The 17,536-nt window shown below is 59.7% G+C and carries 28 protein-coding genes; 25 read left to right on the top strand and 3 right to left on the bottom strand.

Going from position 1 to position 17,536, the window contains the following annotated elements:
- Nucleotides 1–12: 12 nt before the first annotated feature.
- Nucleotides 13–171, bottom strand: coding sequence for a hypothetical protein (locus CKW22_RS27480; protein WP_160015187.1), 159 nt, complete (start codon nucleotides 169–171; stop codon nucleotides 13–15).
- Here CKW22_RS27480 and CKW22_RS27865 point away from each other — a divergent pair.
- The 4 genes from CKW22_RS27865 to CKW22_RS15080 all read left to right on the top strand — a co-directional run bounded on the left by CKW22_RS27865 (nucleotide 157) and on the right by CKW22_RS15080 (nucleotide 1,944).
- Entirely contained in the window at nucleotides 157–474 is a 318-nt protein-coding gene (locus CKW22_RS27865) for a hypothetical protein (protein ID WP_095064335.1), read from the top strand. The genes CKW22_RS27480 and CKW22_RS27865 overlap by 15 nt on opposite strands.
- Before the next feature lie 11 nt (nucleotides 475–485).
- On the top strand, nucleotides 486–1,064 hold the full coding sequence (locus tag CKW22_RS15090; RefSeq protein WP_095064334.1) for a hypothetical protein: 579 nt from the start codon (nucleotides 486–488) through the stop codon (nucleotides 1,062–1,064).
- Between the two features lie 124 nt (nucleotides 1,065–1,188).
- A complete protein-coding gene (locus tag CKW22_RS15085) occupies nucleotides 1,189–1,566 on the top strand; it encodes a hypothetical protein (protein WP_095064333.1) in 378 nt (125 codons plus the stop codon).
- Between the two features lie 102 nt (nucleotides 1,567–1,668).
- Nucleotides 1,669–1,944, top strand: coding sequence for a hypothetical protein (locus CKW22_RS15080; protein ID WP_095064332.1), 276 nt, complete (start codon nucleotides 1,669–1,671; stop codon nucleotides 1,942–1,944).
- A 36-nt stretch (nucleotides 1,945–1,980) separates the two neighbouring features.
- On the opposite strand, the gene CKW22_RS15075 is transcribed toward CKW22_RS15080, so the two are convergent.
- Nucleotides 1,981–2,382: a type II toxin-antitoxin system HicB family antitoxin gene (locus CKW22_RS15075; RefSeq protein WP_095064331.1), complete on the bottom strand. Its 402-nt coding sequence runs from the start codon at nucleotides 2,380–2,382 to the stop codon at nucleotides 1,981–1,983.
- A gap of 37 nt (nucleotides 2,383–2,419) precedes the next feature.
- Nucleotides 2,420–2,602, bottom strand: coding sequence for a type II toxin-antitoxin system HicA family toxin (locus tag CKW22_RS15070; RefSeq protein ID WP_016715573.1), 183 nt, complete (start codon nucleotides 2,600–2,602; stop codon nucleotides 2,420–2,422).
- A gap of 286 nt (nucleotides 2,603–2,888) precedes the next feature.
- Between CKW22_RS15070 and CKW22_RS15065 the strand changes: the two genes are divergently transcribed.
- The 21 genes from CKW22_RS15065 to CKW22_RS14975 all read left to right on the top strand — a co-directional run bounded on the left by CKW22_RS15065 (nucleotide 2,889) and on the right by CKW22_RS14975 (nucleotide 17,522).
- Nucleotides 2,889–3,260, top strand: a complete 372-nt coding sequence (locus CKW22_RS15065; RefSeq protein ID WP_095064330.1) for a chemotaxis protein — start codon at nucleotides 2,889–2,891, stop codon at nucleotides 3,258–3,260.
- Nucleotides 3,260–3,577, top strand: a complete 318-nt coding sequence (locus CKW22_RS15060) for a hypothetical protein (protein WP_095064329.1) — start codon at nucleotides 3,260–3,262, stop codon at nucleotides 3,575–3,577. Before CKW22_RS15065 ends, CKW22_RS15060 begins: the two co-directional genes overlap by 1 nt.
- Nucleotides 3,578–3,673: 96 nt before the next feature.
- Nucleotides 3,674–4,144, top strand: a complete 471-nt coding sequence (locus CKW22_RS15055; RefSeq protein WP_095064328.1) for a lysozyme inhibitor LprI family protein — start codon at nucleotides 3,674–3,676, stop codon at nucleotides 4,142–4,144.
- Nucleotides 4,145–4,242: 98 nt separating this feature from the next.
- On the top strand, nucleotides 4,243–4,581 hold the full coding sequence (locus CKW22_RS15050) for an HNH endonuclease (protein ID WP_095064327.1): 339 nt from the start codon (nucleotides 4,243–4,245) through the stop codon (nucleotides 4,579–4,581).
- A gap of 157 nt (nucleotides 4,582–4,738) precedes the next feature.
- Entirely contained in the window at nucleotides 4,739–5,215 is a 477-nt protein-coding gene (locus CKW22_RS15045; RefSeq protein ID WP_095064326.1) for a terminase small subunit, read from the top strand.
- Nucleotides 5,216–5,218: 3 nt separating this feature from the next.
- Entirely contained in the window at nucleotides 5,219–6,898 is a 1,680-nt protein-coding gene (locus tag CKW22_RS15040) for a terminase large subunit (protein WP_095064325.1), read from the top strand.
- A complete protein-coding gene (locus CKW22_RS27555) occupies nucleotides 6,895–7,056 on the top strand; it encodes a hypothetical protein (RefSeq protein WP_085983377.1) in 162 nt (53 codons plus the stop codon). Before CKW22_RS15040 ends, CKW22_RS27555 begins: the two co-directional genes overlap by 4 nt.
- Nucleotides 7,049–8,359, top strand: a complete 1,311-nt coding sequence (locus CKW22_RS15030; protein ID WP_095064324.1) for a phage portal protein — start codon at nucleotides 7,049–7,051, stop codon at nucleotides 8,357–8,359. Before CKW22_RS27555 ends, CKW22_RS15030 begins: the two co-directional genes overlap by 8 nt.
- A 3-nt stretch (nucleotides 8,360–8,362) precedes the next feature.
- The gene (locus CKW22_RS15025; protein WP_095064323.1) at nucleotides 8,363–9,220 is read left to right on the top strand and encodes a head maturation protease, ClpP-related; all 858 of its coding nucleotides are present in this window, start codon (nucleotides 8,363–8,365) and stop codon (nucleotides 9,218–9,220) included.
- Between the two features lie 2 nt (nucleotides 9,221–9,222).
- On the top strand, nucleotides 9,223–10,410 hold the full coding sequence (locus CKW22_RS15020; RefSeq protein WP_095064322.1) for a phage major capsid protein: 1,188 nt from the start codon (nucleotides 9,223–9,225) through the stop codon (nucleotides 10,408–10,410).
- A gap of 48 nt (nucleotides 10,411–10,458) precedes the next feature.
- Complete coding sequence (locus CKW22_RS27290) at nucleotides 10,459–10,992, top strand: hypothetical protein (RefSeq protein WP_143500741.1); 534 nt, start codon at nucleotides 10,459–10,461, stop codon at nucleotides 10,990–10,992.
- A gap of 4 nt (nucleotides 10,993–10,996) precedes the next feature.
- Nucleotides 10,997–11,338, top strand: a complete 342-nt coding sequence (locus CKW22_RS15015; RefSeq protein ID WP_095064321.1) for a head-tail connector protein — start codon at nucleotides 10,997–10,999, stop codon at nucleotides 11,336–11,338.
- Nucleotides 11,335–11,661, top strand: a complete 327-nt coding sequence (locus CKW22_RS15010; protein ID WP_095064320.1) for a phage head closure protein — start codon at nucleotides 11,335–11,337, stop codon at nucleotides 11,659–11,661. The genes CKW22_RS15015 and CKW22_RS15010 overlap by 4 nt, the downstream gene beginning before the upstream one ends.
- A gap of 8 nt (nucleotides 11,662–11,669) precedes the next feature.
- Nucleotides 11,670–11,840, top strand: a complete 171-nt coding sequence (locus tag CKW22_RS27550; protein ID WP_177447945.1) for a hypothetical protein — start codon at nucleotides 11,670–11,672, stop codon at nucleotides 11,838–11,840.
- A gap of 3 nt (nucleotides 11,841–11,843) precedes the next feature.
- Entirely contained in the window at nucleotides 11,844–12,344 is a 501-nt protein-coding gene (locus CKW22_RS15005; protein ID WP_095064319.1) for an HK97-gp10 family putative phage morphogenesis protein, read from the top strand.
- The gene (locus CKW22_RS15000) at nucleotides 12,337–12,723 is read left to right on the top strand and encodes a DUF3168 domain-containing protein (RefSeq protein ID WP_095064318.1); all 387 of its coding nucleotides are present in this window, start codon (nucleotides 12,337–12,339) and stop codon (nucleotides 12,721–12,723) included. The genes CKW22_RS15005 and CKW22_RS15000 overlap by 8 nt, the downstream gene beginning before the upstream one ends.
- A 55-nt stretch (nucleotides 12,724–12,778) precedes the next feature.
- Entirely contained in the window at nucleotides 12,779–13,279 is a 501-nt protein-coding gene (locus CKW22_RS14995) for a hypothetical protein (RefSeq protein WP_095064317.1), read from the top strand.
- A gap of 39 nt (nucleotides 13,280–13,318) precedes the next feature.
- The gene (locus CKW22_RS14990; RefSeq protein WP_095064316.1) at nucleotides 13,319–13,648 is read left to right on the top strand and encodes a hypothetical protein; all 330 of its coding nucleotides are present in this window, start codon (nucleotides 13,319–13,321) and stop codon (nucleotides 13,646–13,648) included.
- Nucleotides 13,649–13,755: 107 nt separating this feature from the next.
- Complete coding sequence (locus tag CKW22_RS14985; protein WP_371851085.1) at nucleotides 13,756–13,899, top strand: hypothetical protein; 144 nt, start codon at nucleotides 13,756–13,758, stop codon at nucleotides 13,897–13,899.
- 42 nt (nucleotides 13,900–13,941) lie between these two features.
- Entirely contained in the window at nucleotides 13,942–14,277 is a 336-nt protein-coding gene (locus CKW22_RS14980; protein ID WP_095064315.1) for a hypothetical protein, read from the top strand.
- Nucleotides 14,278–14,330: 53 nt separating this feature from the next.
- The gene (locus CKW22_RS14975; RefSeq protein ID WP_095064314.1) at nucleotides 14,331–17,522 is read left to right on the top strand and encodes a phage tail tape measure protein; all 3,192 of its coding nucleotides are present in this window, start codon (nucleotides 14,331–14,333) and stop codon (nucleotides 17,520–17,522) included.
- The last annotated feature ends 14 nt before the right edge of the window (nucleotides 17,523–17,536 follow it).

Below are 17,536 nucleotides of genomic sequence, written 5' to 3'. Positions count from 1 at the left end.
GCAGATCTGCTATCAGGAGCAGGTTGATTCGAAGTCGCGTCGGCGCTGCAACTGCGGCTGTGGGCGTCGGGCAACCCATCGGGGAATGGCCAACGGGGTCTGCTTGAAGATGGGGTGCGAGCTGTCGGTACGGCGCTGGGTAAAGGCGTCCAACGCATGAGGAAGCGCCACGGCCCATCCTTCAAGAAGGCCGTGACCGAGCTGGGCGAGTGCCCTTTGTGCCGTGGGAGAGCGGTCATTCAGGGCGTGTTTCACGAACTGCCATGCGACCACTGCAACGCCTCGGGCTTTGTGGTAGCTGCAACAGGTGAGGCCTTGGCCCTAGATGAACTGGTGACCCAGCTCAGCATGAGGCTTCGGGCAGCGCTCCGGCAGATCGAGCAGTTGAAGAACCCTCAGGCATCCGGGCCTGAGGTTACATATCAGGGAAGCAACCAGCGGGGTGCTGGGCGCGCCAACTACACCGGGGATTGAGGGGGAAGGACATGATTTACAGCAGCGTACTCGCGGCGGTCGTCTCGGCCCTGGCTGCAGAAGCGATCGACAATACCAGCAAGCAGGCTTGGCAGAAGCTATACGAGCCCGGCAGCGAAGACGGACACGACATGGCTACCTTGAGCAGGTCGGTGGAGCGCGGCGAAATCAGCCGTATGGATGCTGACTGCTGGGTGTTCGCCAGGCTGCACAGCCAGCTGAAGCCGCGGCACTGGGATGTCCTGGTGGCGAGGTTCAGCACGCACAAGGGGCGAAAGGTTCAGTCGATCAGCCGCCTGATCCCCATGGTTGCCTCCCATGCTCCGAAGCTGTTCATCACCAGTGCGGTGACGGCTTGGGCGATCCCGAAGATGAAGGGCACCGAGGGAAAGCGGTCCAGCGACATGATCGTGTTGCCGGCTCAGTTCTACGATATTAACCGGTGGGACCCGGATGCTCGGCCTGAGCGAACTCGCCGCCGCTGGAGGAAGGACATCGAAGACGTGCTGAAGCAGATGGCCGAAGAAGCACTGAAGGCTGCTGCCGACATCCTGAGCTACGAAGGTCTGTCGATGGAAAACGCCGCTTGACAGCAAATGGCCGTATGGCCGATTATTTCTCCATCCTGTCATTCCTGCGCGTGTTGAGGAGTGATTACCCAAAGCCCGGCCCCCGTGTCGGGTTTTTGTATGTTGAGTAGGGAAATTTCATCACATGGAAATGTGGGAGCTGATCAAACGGCTTCTCGGTGGCGCCACTGAGAGCCAAAGCTTCGTGCCAGGAGTCATTGCTGCCGGGTATTACAGTGAATCGAAGGCGTCTCTGCCTGCAGATATACCTCCTGTTGATGGATTCATGCGGTACGCCGAGGATGTTGCTATCGATCTTGAAGGAGTTGGCCTTCTTGAAGACACGCCTCAGGGTACTCAAAGCCTGGCAATTTTGAATTGCAAGCGAAGGACGGTCTTCGGAGAAGAGCTTTACCAGGCGCTGCAGAGCCACAATGTTGTCGCGTTCTTTGAAGGGATGAAGGCCTACATTGATCGAGGCGAGATTCAGCGTCTGCTATACCAGCTCCGTAAGCGGGGCTAAGCGCACAAACCCAAGAACCCCGGCCATTTCAGCCGGGGTTTTTCATTTGAAGCACTTTGGTTATGCTCAGGATGGCAAACTGTCATCAGCTGAGGGATAAGCATGAAACGTAACAAAGCGATTGCGCACAAGCTTTTGCACCTGATCGAGGAACACGACGTAGACGGTGCTGGACTGTTCCGATCTGAATTACAGGCTCACTTCAGCCAGCAGAACAAGCAGTTAAGCTTTGAAGGCTCCCTTCTCCTTGTGGAGTACCACTTGGAATTGCTTGTTTCGGCGAATTTCCTGAGATTTGTTGAAGAGCCGGAAAACCGTGATATGGATAACTTTAGTTTGACTTGGGCGGGGCACGACGAGCTCGAGAAAGCCAAATAACACTGCAAGCCCCGCATCGAGCGGGGCTTGCTGTTTCTAGCGGCCCAGCTTTTCCATGGCGGCATCTGCCAAGAACGAAGACCGGCTTTTCACATTGTGGTCTCGCACGTACCGGTCAATCTGCTGGATCACAAACCCTGGCAGTGTGACGTTGACCTTCTCGGTCTTCCCCAGGTAAGGGGTGATGTCGATTTCCAGCATGCCCCAGCCCATATCAGCGAAATCGGGATTGCCCCGGTGCGCTGCTGCGCTGGTTGGCATTGGGATGGCCTGGCCGTTGCTTGCGATCTCTTCCAGCATGATATGAGCGACCTCGACAGCGGAGGAATAGGCTTCCTCGAAGGTGTCGCCCGCAGTTACAGCGCCTGGAATGTCAGGGATCTGGATACCGATGGCGGTGTTCTCGTCGCCCCATTCGATGCAGATTGGGTATTGCATGGTCATCTCCTGCAGAGGTGCAAAGGGTGAAGCCGGGTTATTTCAACCCGGCTCGTTCCTTGATGCTCTTTACCGTGCCGATTGGTAGATCCTTCTTTGGGTGTGGCACTGGTATCGAGTTCGGGTTGTTAGGGTGTTTGAAGATGTGGTGGCTTCCGGTGACACGTTTTAGAACCCATCCAGCTGCTTCAAGCTCCTTGATCAACTGCCTGCTTTGCACCTCCGTCTCCTTGTGTAGTTGATGGAGTTATTATACCTCTAGGCGTATAAGACGCAAGATAAAAGATGCGCCTAGGGTTATCTTTGTGCGGATGACGTGCCCAGGCAGCTGGGCTAAGTCGGTAGTGGCGTTCAGTCAAACCCGTGCGGTCACTGATGGACAACGCGATGAGAGTCTGGGGTATGTGACCCAGCGATCCAGACCAATAAGCCGGGAAGCGCCGGCCCTCCGCACCCATTCCAACGGCTCGCCAAGATGGCGGGCCTTTTTTCGTTCTGGAGTATCAATGGACCCGACCGACCTCGGCCCAGGCACAGCCACCTGGCTGGGCGGAACGGGCACCGTTTTGCTGGGTGGCTTCCTGTGGCTGCGCAAGTTCCTCTCGAAGGATGCCGCCGACCGAGCCATGGATAACGCCGATATCGGCACAGTCCGCCGGTTGAATGAACTGCTCGACTCCGAGCGTGAGGCCCGCAAGCTTGCTGAGGCCCGCGCCGATCAGTTTGCCAAGGAACGCAACGATCTGGCCGCAACCGTCGGTCGTATGGAAGGGAAAATCGAGGCGCTGACTAGCCAGGTTGCCAGCCTCACGGAGCGGGTAACTCTTCAAAGCGATGAGATCGCCCGCCTGCGCATCAAGCTTGGGGGTACCACGTAATGGACAGATGCGCAGTGGAATTCATAGCCCGCCGCTGGTGGAGGCGCATTGAGGTTTGGGTCATTGCCTTGCTGCTGGTGGTTGGTGGCGGCTTCAGTGGCTACCAACTGGCGCAATGGGCTCTGGCAAGGGTGTATCTGGAGCAGGTCGCTGAGGTGCGCAAGGCCTATGACGCAGCCACAGAGCAGCGCGATCTGCGGCTGGATGAACTGGCCCGCCAGACCGGCAATGCCGCCGCTAAGGCTTCGAAGGCCGCGACTACTGCGACGCAGGCGGCAGACAAGGCCGATGAAGCCCTAAATCGAGTATCGCCATAGTCGCGCCACGAAATGCATCATCACCTTATCGTGGCGCGCTGCCTATTTTTGAAGGACCATGCAGCGTTCCAACAGCCATATCAAGGAATGAGGCACGTGAGGAATTTTTTTAAAGCGATCTCTATAGGATCGTTGCTTGTGGTGAGTGTTGTCCACGCCGATGTTGGACGCGAGGAAGAGTTGGACGAAGCGGTTCGTCAGTTCGCTGCAAAGGCTGAAGCTGTCTGGAAGGAGTGCCTGCGGCGCCCAGATGTTCATACCACGCATGACAGCGATATGTGTCTTCTGACAATGGTGCGTACTGCTAACGAGAAAGTTGAGCTCAAGTACCAAGAAAAAATGGCTGACGCTCTGCAGATGATTGAGCACCCCGACAGGTTTTCGTCTTATGAGCAAGTCCCTGTTCTACTCAAAGCTTCTCAATCCCAGTGGAAAGAGTATGTCAAATTGGATTGTGAAGGGATTTACCAAATGAGCGTTGCTGGAACTGCTCGGTCTGGTTACTCCTTGCTGTGTCAGTACAAACACGCGCTTCATCGCCTGCGAGCACTGGACGAATGGTTCTGATGATGTGCCATATAGCATTTCCGAACGTTGTCAGTCGATGCGATAGGTAAAGCTTCCTGATCGGCGCATCCACTCATTTATGCTTTAGAGGTGCGCTAATGGCTAGGCTCAAGACGCTGGGATCACGCATCAAGGAAAGCGCAGGCTCACGCGTCAAGCTAGTCACGCCCGGCAGCTGGCGAAGCGGCATGACCAGCTCTCAGCGTGGCTACGACTATCGATGGCAGAAGGCGAGAGAGCAGTATCTGCGTGACAACCCGCTGTGCATCTACTGCGAGCGGAACGGACGCACAACCGCCGCCAGGATTGTCGACCACATCGTTGCTCACCGTGGCGACATGATTCTCTTCTGGGATCAGACCAACTGGCAGAGTCTCTGCAAGCCTTGTCACGACTCCGTCAAGCAGGCCAAGGAGGCGGCGGGGCAGGGTAGCTGACCCCTCAGCGGATCGCCGAAACCCGGCGCGGCGAGCTAGAGGCACGACAGTGACGTGCTGCGAAAGGGGTAGGGGGTCAAAAGCTAGGGATTCTCATCTAGCTAGACCGCCACCGACCCCACGTACACATTTTTTCCCGTTTCAGGAAAAGTTAACCATGGCTTTAACCGACAAGAAGCGGCGGTTTGTTGACGCTTTGCTGTCGGGGGCCACAAATCGCGAGGCGGCGCTCGCCGCTGAATATTCCGAGAAGACCGCGTCGCAAGCGGGCTCCAAGCTTGCGAAGGACCCCGATGTCCTTGCTGAAGTCGGACGCCGGTTGAAGCAAAAGCAGGCTTCCAGCACCGAGGTTAAACCCTCTCGAAAAGTTAAAGCTGAACAGCCGCAGGTTCAGCAGGCTGATGACCTGTCGCTAACCGAGACCGACGATCCGCGCGCCTTCCTGACTGAGCTAATGAATGCCGAAGGCGCCGACCTGCGTATGCGACTGGAAGCGGCCAAGACGCTGATGCCTTATGTGCATGGCAAGGTCGCCGACCAGGGCAAGAAAGAGCAGAAGGCGGAGGCCGCCAAACAGGTCGGTAAAGGCAAGTACTCCCAGGGCAAGCCACCCCTCTCCGTAGTGAAGAATTGACCTATGCAATGGACAACAGCCTGCCCGGATTGGTGGAGGTGCCTGGCTGCGGGCGAATCAATCATCCCTGAGCCGCTGTTTCCAGAAGAAGCTGAAGCCGGCCTCGATGTGTTCAAGGGGCTGAAAATCGTCGATGCCCCGGGCAGCCCCACCATTGAGGCCGCCTGCGCACCGTGGGTCTTGGCATTCGCCGGGGCCATCTTCGGCAGCTACAACAGCGAGACCGGCGAGCGCCTGATTCGGGAGGTGATGCTTTGCATCCCCAAGAAAAATAGTAAATCGACGATCGCCGCCGGGATCATGCTGACGGCGCTGATCCGCAACTGGCGCCTCTCTGCTGAGTTCATCATCCTCGCGCCGACCAAAGAGATTGCCGACAACTCGTTCATCCCGGCCAAAGACATGGTCAACAACGATGACGAGCTGAAAGCGCTGCTGCATGTGCAGCCGCACCTGCGGTTGATCACCCATCGCGAGACCGGCGCCACCTTGAAGGTGGTGGCTGCGGATAGCGACGTGGTTGGCGGCAAGAAGGCGGTCGGCGTCCTGATCGATGAGGCCTGGCTGTTCGGGAAGAACCCGAAAGCCGCTGACATGATTCGCGAGGCTACTGGCGGTCTGCTGTCGCGACCTGAAGGCTTCATCATCTGGCTGACGACCCAATCGAACGAACCGCCGGCCGGTGTGTTCCGCTCCAAGCTCAACTATGCACGCGGCGTGCGTGATGGCCGGATCGACGACAACCGCTTCTTGCCGATCATCTATGAGTTCTCTCAGGAGATGATCAAGAGCGGCGAGGCGCGGAAGCCTGAGAACTTCCACCTGGTCAATCCGAACATCGATTACTCCGTTGACCGGCCTACGCTTGAGCGCCTGTTTATGCAGGCTGAGCTGGACGGCGAGGCTGAGCTGCGCGGCTTCTTGGCCAAACACCTCAACATCGAGATCGGCCTTGCGCTGATGTCCGACGCTTGGGTCGGGGCGGAGTTTTGGGAGGCGCAAGCTTCAGCGTGGCTCAATCTCGATGAAATCCTCACGCGATGCGAGGTCATTGATGTTGGCGGTGACGGCGGTGGTCTTGATGACCTGCTCGGTCTTGCCGTGATGGGTCGGGAGGCGGGAACCCGCAGGTGGTTCCACTGGGCTCACGCCTGGGCGCACCCTTCGGTGCTGGAGCGCCGCAAGTCAGAAGCGCCGCGCTTGAGGGATCTAGAAAAGGCTGGCGACATCACCATTGTGGATCGAATAGGTGATGACGTTGAGCAATTCGCGGCCATCGTGGCCCGCGTCAACGACACCGGGCTACTCGACAAAGTCGGTCTCGACCCGGCCGGCATCGGTGCAGTACTCGACGCGCTTGCGGATGCAGGCGTTGAGGAAGACAAGATCGTGGGGATCTCTCAAGGCTGGAAGCTCACCGGCGCAATCAAAACGACGGAACGCAAGCTTGCCGAGGGCACGCTGCTCCATTGTGGTCAGCCGCTCATGGCCTGGTCCTGCGGAAATGCCAAGGGCGTGCCTTCAGCCAACGCCTTCTTGATCACCAAGCAAGCATCGGGCACCGCAAAGATTGACCCGCTGATGGCTACATTCAACGCCGTTTCGCTGCTGAGCCTGAATCCAGAGGGCAGGGGCGGAATGGACAATTTCATGGCAGGCATTCGGGATCCACTGATCGCATGAACGCATTTCATATTTTCATCGCCTGCGCAGTGATCGCTTTCTGCCTGGCATGCGGCGGGGTCTGGATGCTGGCCGGTACCGGCTGGGCTTTGCTGGCGGGATCACTGAGCTTCTTCTGCATCGCCGGCTTCATCCGCAGAGGGCTTGTCAGTGATTAGAACCCTATCGCAGGCGTTGGGGGCTGCTGCCACCAAGCCTTCAGCCAGTATGAGTGAATGGCTGGGCAAGACTATCAAGCTGTCCGATGGAGGTTTCTGGAGTGCTTTTAACGGCGCCCAGTCCAGTAGTGGAAAGTCAGTCAGCGTCGATAAGGCCATGCGTCTGTCCACGGTATGGGCATGCGTCCGCATCATTTCGACCTCGGTGGCTGGCTTGCCGCTGAGCATCTACCGGCGCATGCCGGATGGCAGCCGAGAGAGCGCTCGCGACTTCCCGTTGTACGACGTGGTGCACAACAGCCCCAACGAAGACATGGCCGCCTTCCATTTTTGGCAGGCAGTCGTCGCTTCGATGCTGCTCTGGGGCAACGCCTATTGCGAGATCCACCGCTCTGCTGGTCGCGTCATCGCCCTGGATTTTCTGATGCCATCGAGAGTCGACCTCGAGTTCGACGATGATGGACGACTCAGGTATTTCTTCAGGCCCCGAAAGGGCGCCCGCCGAGAAATCCAGCGGCAGGACATGCTGCACATTCCGGCCTTTACCCTGGATGGCCGAGTCGGCCTTTCAGCTATTCGATACGGCGCGGATGTGTTCGGTTCGGCGATGTCGGCAGACGATGCCGCTAACAGTACCTTCCGCAACGGCATGATGCCCACTGTCGCGTTTTCGGTGGACAAGACGCTGAACCCCGCTCAGCGCGTTGAGTTTCGTGAATACGTGAAGACGATCTCCGGAGCATTGAATGCCGGCAAGAGCCCCGTGCTCGAGCAGGGTGTGAAGCCGGAAATGATCGGCATCAACCCCGCCGATGCGCAACTGCTGGAGTCGAGAGGGCACAGCATCGAGGAAATTTGCCGCTGGTTCGGGGTCCCACCTTGGATGGTGATGAAGACCGACAAGGGCAGCAACTGGGGCACAGGACTGGAGCAGCAGCAGATCGCGTTTCTCACCTACTGCATCATGTCCTTCACAGCGCCAATCGAGCAGTGCGTGAACAAGTGGTGCATGACGGCGGTTGACCGGATCAAGTTTTATGCCGAGTACTCGCTTGAAGCATTCCTGCGTGCGGATAGCGCGGGCCGTGCGGCCTATCTCAGTACGATGGGGCAGAACGGCTACCTGACCCGAAACGAGGGGCGGCGGAAAGAGAATCTTCCCAGCATGCCTGGTGGCGATGTACTGACCGTGCAATCGAACCTGGTGCCGCTGGACCAGTTGGGCAAGCAAAACGATGGTCAGGCCGCACGGGCCGCACTGATGAACTGGCTGCAAGAGCCGGAAAGCAAATCTCGGGAGTAATCCATGAAACACAAGATCCAGTCTCGCGGCCTGCGCAGCGAGATGAGCCCGCGCGCGCTCGACAAGTGGAATCCCGCGATCCAGGCGGCCGTTGAGAACACATCGGACACCATCACGGTGTACGGAGTGATCGGTGAAGACTGGTACGGCGAGGGGGTCACGCTGAAACGAATCGATGCCGCGCTGCGTGCTATCGGCGAGCGCGACGTCACCGTTTACATCAATTCGCCCGGCGGCGACATGTTCGAAGGCATTGCTATATACAACCGCCTGCAAGAGCACAGTCATGAGGTCACCACCAAGGTGCTCGGCATGGCGGCCAGCGCTGCTTCGATTGTCTTCCTGGCTGGCAAAAAGCGAGAGGTGGCCAGTAGCGCCTTTCTCATGATCCACAACTGCTGGACCTGGCTCGCCGGAAATCGCAACTACCTGCGCGATATCGCCGCCGACATGGAGGAGTTCGATGCCGCGATGGCCGATCTCTATGCCGAGACTAGCGGGCAGTCGGCAGAGGACATGGCCGAACTGATGGACGACGAAACCTACATCCGTGGCAAGCGTGCCGTGGAGCTTGGCCTGGCTACTGGGCTGCTGTCGTCCACCGAGGTCACCGAGCGCGAAACCGAAGATGCCGCCCAAGCCAATGCACTCAAGGCCATGGATGTAGCCTTGGCCAAGGGCGGCATGCCTCGCTCCGAGCGCCGAGAACTATTCGCCAGTTTCAAGTCCGGCATGCCTCGCGCTGCCGGCGGGGGTACGCATAACGCTGCCCCGCCCGATAAGCCCCGCGCTGTCGCGCCAGACCTCTCCGCCTCTCTGAGCGCGGCAACCAACCTCCTCAATTCTCTGAAAGGAAAGTGACCATGGACTTTGAAGCCCAAGTCAAAGAACTCAACGCCAGCCTCAAGGGCATTGGCGATCAGATCAAAAGCCAGGCCGAGGCGACCGAAAAGCAAATCAAAGCCTCCGGTGAAATGAATACCGAAACCCGCGCCAAGGTCGATGAATTGCTGACCAAGCAAGGCGAGCTTCAGGCGCGCCTGGGCGAGGCCGAGCAGAAGCTTGTCAACGCAAGCCGGGATCGCAGCCATCAGGAAGAGCCCCAGAAATCGGTCGGCGTTCTCGTGATCGAAAGCGAAGAAATGAAGGATATGAACTCGTCCTTCCGTGGTTCTCGTCGGGTCTCCGTGCCGCGCGCGGCCATCACCACCGCAACCGGTGGTGACCTGGTGCAGACTCAGCGCTTGCCGGGGATCATTGCCCCGCCTCAACGCCGATTGACCGTCCGCGACCTGGTTGCTCCGGGAACCACTGAATCGAACTCCATCGAGTACGTCCGTGAAACCGGCTTCACCAACAACGCCCGTACGGTGGCGGAGAACACGGCCAAGCCGTACTCCGATCTGACCTTCGGCCTGGCCACTGCGAACGTGCGGACCATCGCCCATTTGTTCAAAGCCAGCCGCCAGATGCTGGACGATGCCAAGGCACTGCAGAGCTATATTGACGGTCGTGCACGCTACGGCCTCACCATGGCGGAAGAAGCTCAGTTGCTTTACGGCAACGGCACCGGCGTGAACCTGCAGGGCCTCATGACCGTTGCTCAACTGTACGCCGCCCCGGCTGGTGTAGCTGTAGTGGGCGAGCAGCGCATTGACCGCCTGCGCCTGGCGCTGCTGCAGGCCGAACTGGCCGAGTTTCCATCCGACGGCATCGTGCTCAACCCGATTGACTGGGCGACCATTGAGCTGACCAAGGACGGGGAAGGCCGCTACATCATCGGCCAGCCTCAGGAAGGCACCAACGCGAAACTCTGGAATCGCCCTGTGGTTTCTACCCAGGCCATGACACAGAACGACTTCCTCGTCGGTGCGTTCAAACTCGGCGCCCAGATCTTCGACCGCATGGAAATCGAAGTGCTGATCTCGACCGAGAACGGTGACGACTTCGAGAAAAACATGGCGACCATTCGGGCAGAAGAGCGACTGGCCTTTGCGATCTATCGCGAAGAGGCTTTCGTGACCGGCCCGCTTACAACCGTCACCCCCTAAACCTCCCACGATGAGGCGCCGGTAAAAGCGCCCCACTGGAGCACTCATATGGCACGTAAACAGGAAAAACAAGAGTCCACGGTTGAGCCGCAGGATACTGCCTCGACCGCTGAAACGAGCGGCAGCCAGCCTGAAGATGGGGCTTTGACCCTCTCACCTGGTGATGCAGTGTCGCCAAATCCTGGCGAATCGGGCGCTTCTGAAACTGATCCGGGCTCGGGATATAGCACAGAGCAGACACGGCCAGAAGCACCGGAAAACTCGGGGCCTGGATCGAACGTCTCAGCAACCGACCTGAGCACCAGTGCCGAAGCCTCCGCTTCTGAAGCGGGGGCATCGGAAGGCGTAGGACAGAACGGGCAGGCGGTGGCTGAGAGTGGCGACGATATCGCCCAGCCAGTTGGCGAGGAACAGGTTGCGGCTAACCCTAATCCAGCAACTCTTCAGGTCTACCCGATGCGGTCCTACATGGATGAGGGCGAACTACGTCGCCGCGGAGGCCCGGGTTATGTAGTGCCACGTCGGCATGCAGAGGAGTTGGTGGAGCGGAAGCTAGCATCGTTCGAGCCGCTGAGGGAGTAGCGATATGCCGGTCATCAGCATGACCATCGTCCGGCATCACCTGCGGGATCCTGACGACGATGACGCTTACCTTGAACTCCTGATCGAGGCGGCCGAAGGGCAGGCGATGGATTATCTGAATCGTCGCTTCTACGCCGACCCGCAGGCGTTGGATGAGGCTGTCGCCGGCGGGGATGCTGGCGATTACCCCATGGTCATCAACAAGCAGATCAAGGCTGCCTGCCTGCTGATTCTCGGCCACCTTTACGCGAACCGTGAGGATGTTGTGACCGGGACCATTGCTACTGAAATGCCGAAAGGCTCCGAGGCACTCCTGACCCCGCACCGCATCGGGTGGGGTGTATGAGGGCCGGTCCGCTGCGTAACCGCTGCCAGGTGGCGTTCCCTCATGAAGAGCGGAACAAGTCTGGCGGTGCGACGGTGACATGGCTGCCGGCGACCCCTCCAATCATGTGGGCTGAGATTCGCACCCCCACCGGAAGGGTGGCACCAGTAGCTGAGAAGCTGGCGTCTGTAGTTACCGCCGAGATTATCGCCAGGCCGCGCCCCGACATAGCTGCCGGCTGGCGGATCACAAGGCGCGGGGTCACCTACAAAGTCGAAGCAGTTCTGCCTGACAACGACAATTCGCTGATGAGGCTCCTTTGCTCATCGGTCCCAAATCCATGAGGTGAACAATGAAAATTCGAGCACTGGGCCCGCTGACGGGCGCATCGGGTGAGCGGGAGAAGGGCGAAGAGTTCGAGGTCGACAATGCCTATGGCGAAGGCCTGATTGCTCGGGGCTACGCCGAAGCAGTAAACGACAAGGCCGCGAAGCCAGCGAAGGCTGACCCAGCCAAGGAGTAGCGTATGGCGCGCCGGTCGAGCATTCGCGGCGACATCCGGCTGCGCAGGACGCTGCGCAATATCCACAAGACGATGGATAACGAGCTGCAGCCAGCGATGCTGGAGGCAGCGAACCGGATCTTGGAGACCCAGCGGCAGCTGATCCCCGAGGACACCGGGGCGGCCGCCGCCGCGTTGCGGGTTTATGTTTCGCCCAACGGCCTGGATGCTCAAATCGGCATCCGCGGCAAGCGCGACAACAGGAAGTTCTTCTACCTGCGCTTCATCGAGTACGGGACCAAGGGCTACCTCGGCGGCAAGCGCGCTGGGAATCGCAACCGCAGTGCCACCAACAAGAGCGACGGTACGCACTTCTTCGGCAAGTACCCAGCGATTCCGGCCAGGCCAGCCCACCCATGGCTGCGCCCCTCAATGCAGGTCAATCGGGAGTACGTCATGGCTGACATCGAAGCTGCAGTACGCCGCACACTGCGCAAGGCAAGCCTGGGAGTAGGGAATGGCTGATCCATCACTGGCCCTGCAGGAGGCCATTTTCGCCAGGCTTCAGGCTGAAGTCAGCTGTCCGATCTACGACGGCGCACCGCTGAACGCTGACATGCCGTACGTATCCATTGACCGCGAGGTATCGGTCAACAGCAGCCCGATCTCGGGCCGCAAGCGCGAAACGCGCCTGCTGTACTTGTCGGTCTGGTCCGATGCCGTGGGCCAGGCCGAGGTCAAACGCATCAATGGCGAGGTCATCGCGGCCCTCGACGAGCGCCGGCTGCCGCTGGAGGTGGGCCGCGCGGTCTCCGTCCGGGTTGAGCAGTCCGACGCCCAGCGCGACGCGGACGGTATCACTTACCAGGGCTCGATCACCGTCCGCGTGATCACCACCCACTGAATCACCCACCGGCCGCGCCGCGGCTTTTATCCAATGTGCCTTTGGAGGAACCCCCATGGCCGACGACAACCTCAACACAGCCGCCGGCTGCCGCTTCTTCATCGGCAGCAAGACCGGCGCAGACACCGAAACCAAGTACAAGACCGACACCTACGTCGAAGTGGGCGAGATCGAGGATCTGGGCGAGTTCGGCGATACCTTCAGCAGCGTGAACTTCACGTCACTGAAAAACGGCCGCGTGCGGAAGTACAAGGGCACTGCCGACGCTGGCGACCTGACACTGACCGTCGGTCTGGACAACGGCGATGCTGGCCAGAATGCCATCAAGACTGCGCACAAGGATCGCAGCAAGGGCGATTACAACATCAAAATCACCCTCAACGACGGCGACCCGGATGCCTCCCCGGCGATCAGCCCGACCACGTTCTACATGCGCGGGAAGGTGATGAACAACACGGTGGCGCCTGGCGCTGCTGACAACGTGGTCCGTCGCAACGTTACCATCGGCATCAACTCGGACATCCTCGAGCTGCTGCCAGCACCGGTCACCCCATAATCGCCTGGGGCTTCTGCCCCGCAACGCAGGATCTGTTCCATGAACAATACGTTGCACGGTACCGTCACCGTGAAACTGGGTGACGAGGAATTCACCCTGCAGCCCACCCTCAAGGCCGTTCGCGCAATCGAGGGCCGCTTTGGCGGCCTGCGCGGGGCATCTGGAGCCCTGCATGCAGTAGGCGTGGATGCAGTGGCCTTCATCATTGCCGCTGGTGCTGGCCTGGAAGGAAAGGCTGCCGAAGCACTGCCCGAGAAGGTCTGGCAGGAAGGCGTGGCAGGGCTGACACCGTCAGTCACTAGGTACCTTGGCGCTCTCTACAATCCGCGAGGCGGTGACCCGGGAAACGACCAAGCCGGGACGGCGTAAGCGCTGTCGAAGACGGCAGCTACGTCGACCGGCTGTATGGGATCGCCACCGGCTGGCTGGGCTGGGCGCCTGATGTGGCCTGGTCTACGCCGCTCCCTGAGCTGTTCATGGCGATGGATGCCAGGATCGAGTGGGCGCAGATGACCAACCCGTTCGGCAGCGGTAAGGCCTCGGGCCAGCAGGGCAAGCCGAAGGCCTCTAATGTGGCGGATAAGCTGCGGCAGGCGCTGACGGGAAGACGGGCCAATTAGCGTTTTGTTAGTCTTCCCTGTTCGAGTGCGAGGGAATGACCAATGCAGAAAATGATACTGATGCTTCCTGCTTTTCTGCTGATGGCAGCATGCGGGCAATCGGATGCGAAGAAGGCAGAAAGTGCAGCCGCAATGGCTGAGATAAGAAACCAGCGCGTTGCTAGAGAATTTGTGGGCGGAGTCTTAAAAGATCCAGGCAGCGCTGAGTTTCGTAATCAGCACGGGCTTTGTGGCGAGGTGAATTCCAAGAATTCGTTTGGGGGCTACGTTGGTTTCAGGAGATTTATCGCAGCAACCAAGGAAATGGTAGTTCTCGAAAATGATGGCCGCATGAGCCCACGCGATTTTGAGGCAGCCTGGTTGACGCACTGTCGTTAGTTTTCCCGTTTTACCACCCGCTTCGGCGGGTTTTTTATTGCCCGGAGAAAAGCATGGCAGACCAACAAGTCCAGGGGATGCTTGTTCAGATCGAGGCGACCACCGCCCAGCTACGCCGCGAGTTGGCCAGTGCTGACCAGATGGTGGCGCGCAGCACGCAGGCGATCGACCGCAACTTGGCCACTGTCGATTCGGCTTTTGACAGGGCGGGTGCAGCGGCTGATAGCGCTGGCGCGCTAATGCGTGGAGCCTTCGCTGCGGTTGCTGGCGCTGGGCTGATTGGCGGCATCATTCAGCAGGTCGATGCTTATGGGCAGATGTCCGATCGCATGAAGGCCGCCGCTGGCAGCGCTGGTGAGTACCAGAGCGTGCAGGAGCACTTGCTTCGCACCGCTCAGGAAACCTACCGGCCACTGGCTGAAGCGCAAGAGTTGTACATCCGCACTGCAGACGTCATGCGCAGCCTGGGCTTCAACACCCAGCAGACGCTGGACATTACCGACAGCTTCAGCTTTCTACTGGTGACCAACGCCGCGGCCGCCGACAAGGCCGGCTCCGCGCTGGATGCCTATTCCAAGGCGCTGCAGACCGGCAAAGTTGAGGCCGATGGGTGGGTGTCCATTCAGGACGCCATGCCGACCATCGTCACCGCGATCGCCACCGCCACCGACAAGAGTGCCGAAGAGATCCGCAAGCTCGGTGTCCAGGGCAAACTGTCGCTCGATGACATCAACACCGGCTTACTGCGCACCGTGGAGGTCAACCGCAAGGCTGCGGCTGACATGTCCACCAGCGTGCAGGACGCGATGGTGAACATCAGCAACGCCACTCAGACCTTTCTGGGTGGCATGGAGGAGCGGACCGGCGCAGTCGCGGGCCTGTCGAGCGTGCTGATCGCCCTGGCCGACAACGTTGATCTGGTGGCGGTCGCCATGGGGGGGGCGGGCGCTGCGGCTCTTACCCTCTATGTCGCCAAGGCTGGCATGGCGCTAAAGGCCGCCCTGGCCCAGCGTATCGCGGAGGTCCAGAACGCCCAGGCAGCACTGCGAGGCGCTGAAGCACAGCGCATTTATGCCCAGGCGCAGGTACAGCAGGCGGAGGCCTCGGTAGCTGCCGCGACAGGCCTGCAACGGCTCAATCTGGTTCAGACCCAGCTCTTGCCAAAACAGGCGGCGCTCACGGCTTCCACCGAGGCGCTGACCATTGCCCAGGCCAACCTGACACGTGCCGCCACCGGTGGTTTGCTGTCGGCACTCGGCGGCCCGATGGGATTGGCATTGCTCGCCGGTACCGCAGCGGCCAGCTTCCTGTTACTCAGCGACAACGCCGACCAAGCGGGCGTCAGCCTAGACGACCTGCACAAGCCGGTTGCTCAGTTGCGAGAAGAGTTCGCCAAGCTCAACAAGGACCAGCGCGAAGCCTCGCTGGTGAAGTGGCAGCAAGAACAGGTCAATGCCGCCGACAAGGTCAAGGACGCCTATGGCAACCTGGCCCAGTCCATCCGGTCGGCTGTGGTAACGGCTCCGGCGCGCGACTCTGGCGGCCAGTACAACCGGCAGTTGGCTGAATACCAAGGCCTGATCGACCGCCTCAATGAGGCGCGTGCGTCTGGACAGGGTTTATCGCCCGTGCTGCAGGAGGTAGCGACACGGCTTCAACTGCCGGCCAGCACGGTGCAGCAGTGGATCACCCAGGCTGGAGCCGTCAGCGACGCCGATCAGCGATCGAGCCTGATCGCGGAAACCCTGCGAGTTCTCACCGGTGTCACCGATGCGAACACTTCGGCCACCCAGGCGAACAATGCCGCCAAGGTCGGTATGAGTTCGGCGGGCCAGACGTATTTGGAAACGCTGCAGAAGCAACTGGCCGGCCTGCAGGACAATGGCGACGCGATGAAGATCGCCAACCGCTACATCGCCGAGAACGCCGATCTCACCGAGACCGACCGCCAGGCGATTCTTTCGGCAGCTAGCGCGATCGAGGCACAGAAGAAGGCCAACCAGGGCGCCAAGCAGGAAACGAAAGACGCCACCTCTGCGCAGACGAAGCTGAATCAGCAACTGAAGGAAGCAGAGACCGCTTATCAGCAGTTGAAGAAGGCTTACGACCCTGTAGGCGCTGCGTCTGATGAGTTTCAGAAACAGACCAAAAACCTTGATCTACTGCTGGCGCAGAAGAAAATCACAACTGAGGAATACGGCAAAGCCATTGGAGCACTCGCCGAGCAGTTCAACACTGCGGTCCAAGCCTCAACCGGCCTGTCGCGGGCGATGAAGTACCAGGCCGACCTTGAGCGTCAGTTGGCGATCGCCCAGCAGCAGGGCGACGCTGCCGCTGCTGCAGTTGGAATGGGAGACAAGCGGGCTAGTCGTGCTCAGTCTCGCCTGGCGCTTGAGCAGGAAAACAACAACAAGATCCTGGCGCTGCGCGACGAACTGGCCACGGCCACTAACGAGAAACAGCGACAGGAGCTCGAAAAGCAGATCGCCTTGAGGCAGGAGTATGGCGCGAAGCTGGTGCAGGTTCAGGAAGACACCTTCACTAAGATCGACGCTGCTCAGTCTGACTGGAGTAATGGCGCCTCGGCAGCTTTTGAGAATTACCTCGACAGCGCTGCCGATGTTGCGGGCCAGACCGAAGATCTGTTCACCAATGCGTTCAACAACCTTGAGGATGGCATTGTCCAGTTCATCAAGACCGGTAAGGCGTCGTTCAAGGACTTCGCGGACGCAATCATCGAAGACCTGATCCGCATCCAGGTGCGCCAGGCGGCTGCTGGTTTCCTGAGTTCGGCGTTCAGCTTCCTCAGCGGCGGCAGCTCGGCGCTAGGCCAAGGAACCATGACCGGATTCAGTGAAGTCATTCCCAATGCCAAGGGTGGCGTGTACGACTCTCCGAGCCTGTCTGCCTTTTCCGGCGGGGTGTATGACAGCCCGCAGGTGTTCGCCTTTGCCCAGGGCGCGGGCATCTTCGCAGAGGCCGGGCCTGAAGCAATCCTGCCTCTTCACCGGGGGCCGGATGGTTCTCTCGGTGTCATGGCCGCTGGCGCTGGAGGAGGTGGCGGGGAGTCCTCGATCTCCTTTGGCGGCATCACGCAGCACTTCCATTTCAGCGGAGGTGCTGGCTCGCTGACCAAGGAGGAGGTCCGGCAGGTTGCCCAGGACGGCGCCAAGGGCGGCTACGAGATGATGCTCCGAGACTTCAAGACCAACGGCGCCGGGCGGCAGATGCTGCAGCGGCGGTAAATAGGCTCGGCCCG

It is taken from the genome of Pseudomonas sp. Irchel s3f19 (assembly GCF_900187555.1).
Classification (GTDB): Bacteria; Pseudomonadota; Gammaproteobacteria; order Pseudomonadales; family Pseudomonadaceae; genus Aquipseudomonas; species Aquipseudomonas capeferrum.
The sequence above is the reverse complement of the archived record's forward strand: the minus strand, read 5'-3'. Positions and strand labels throughout refer to the sequence as shown.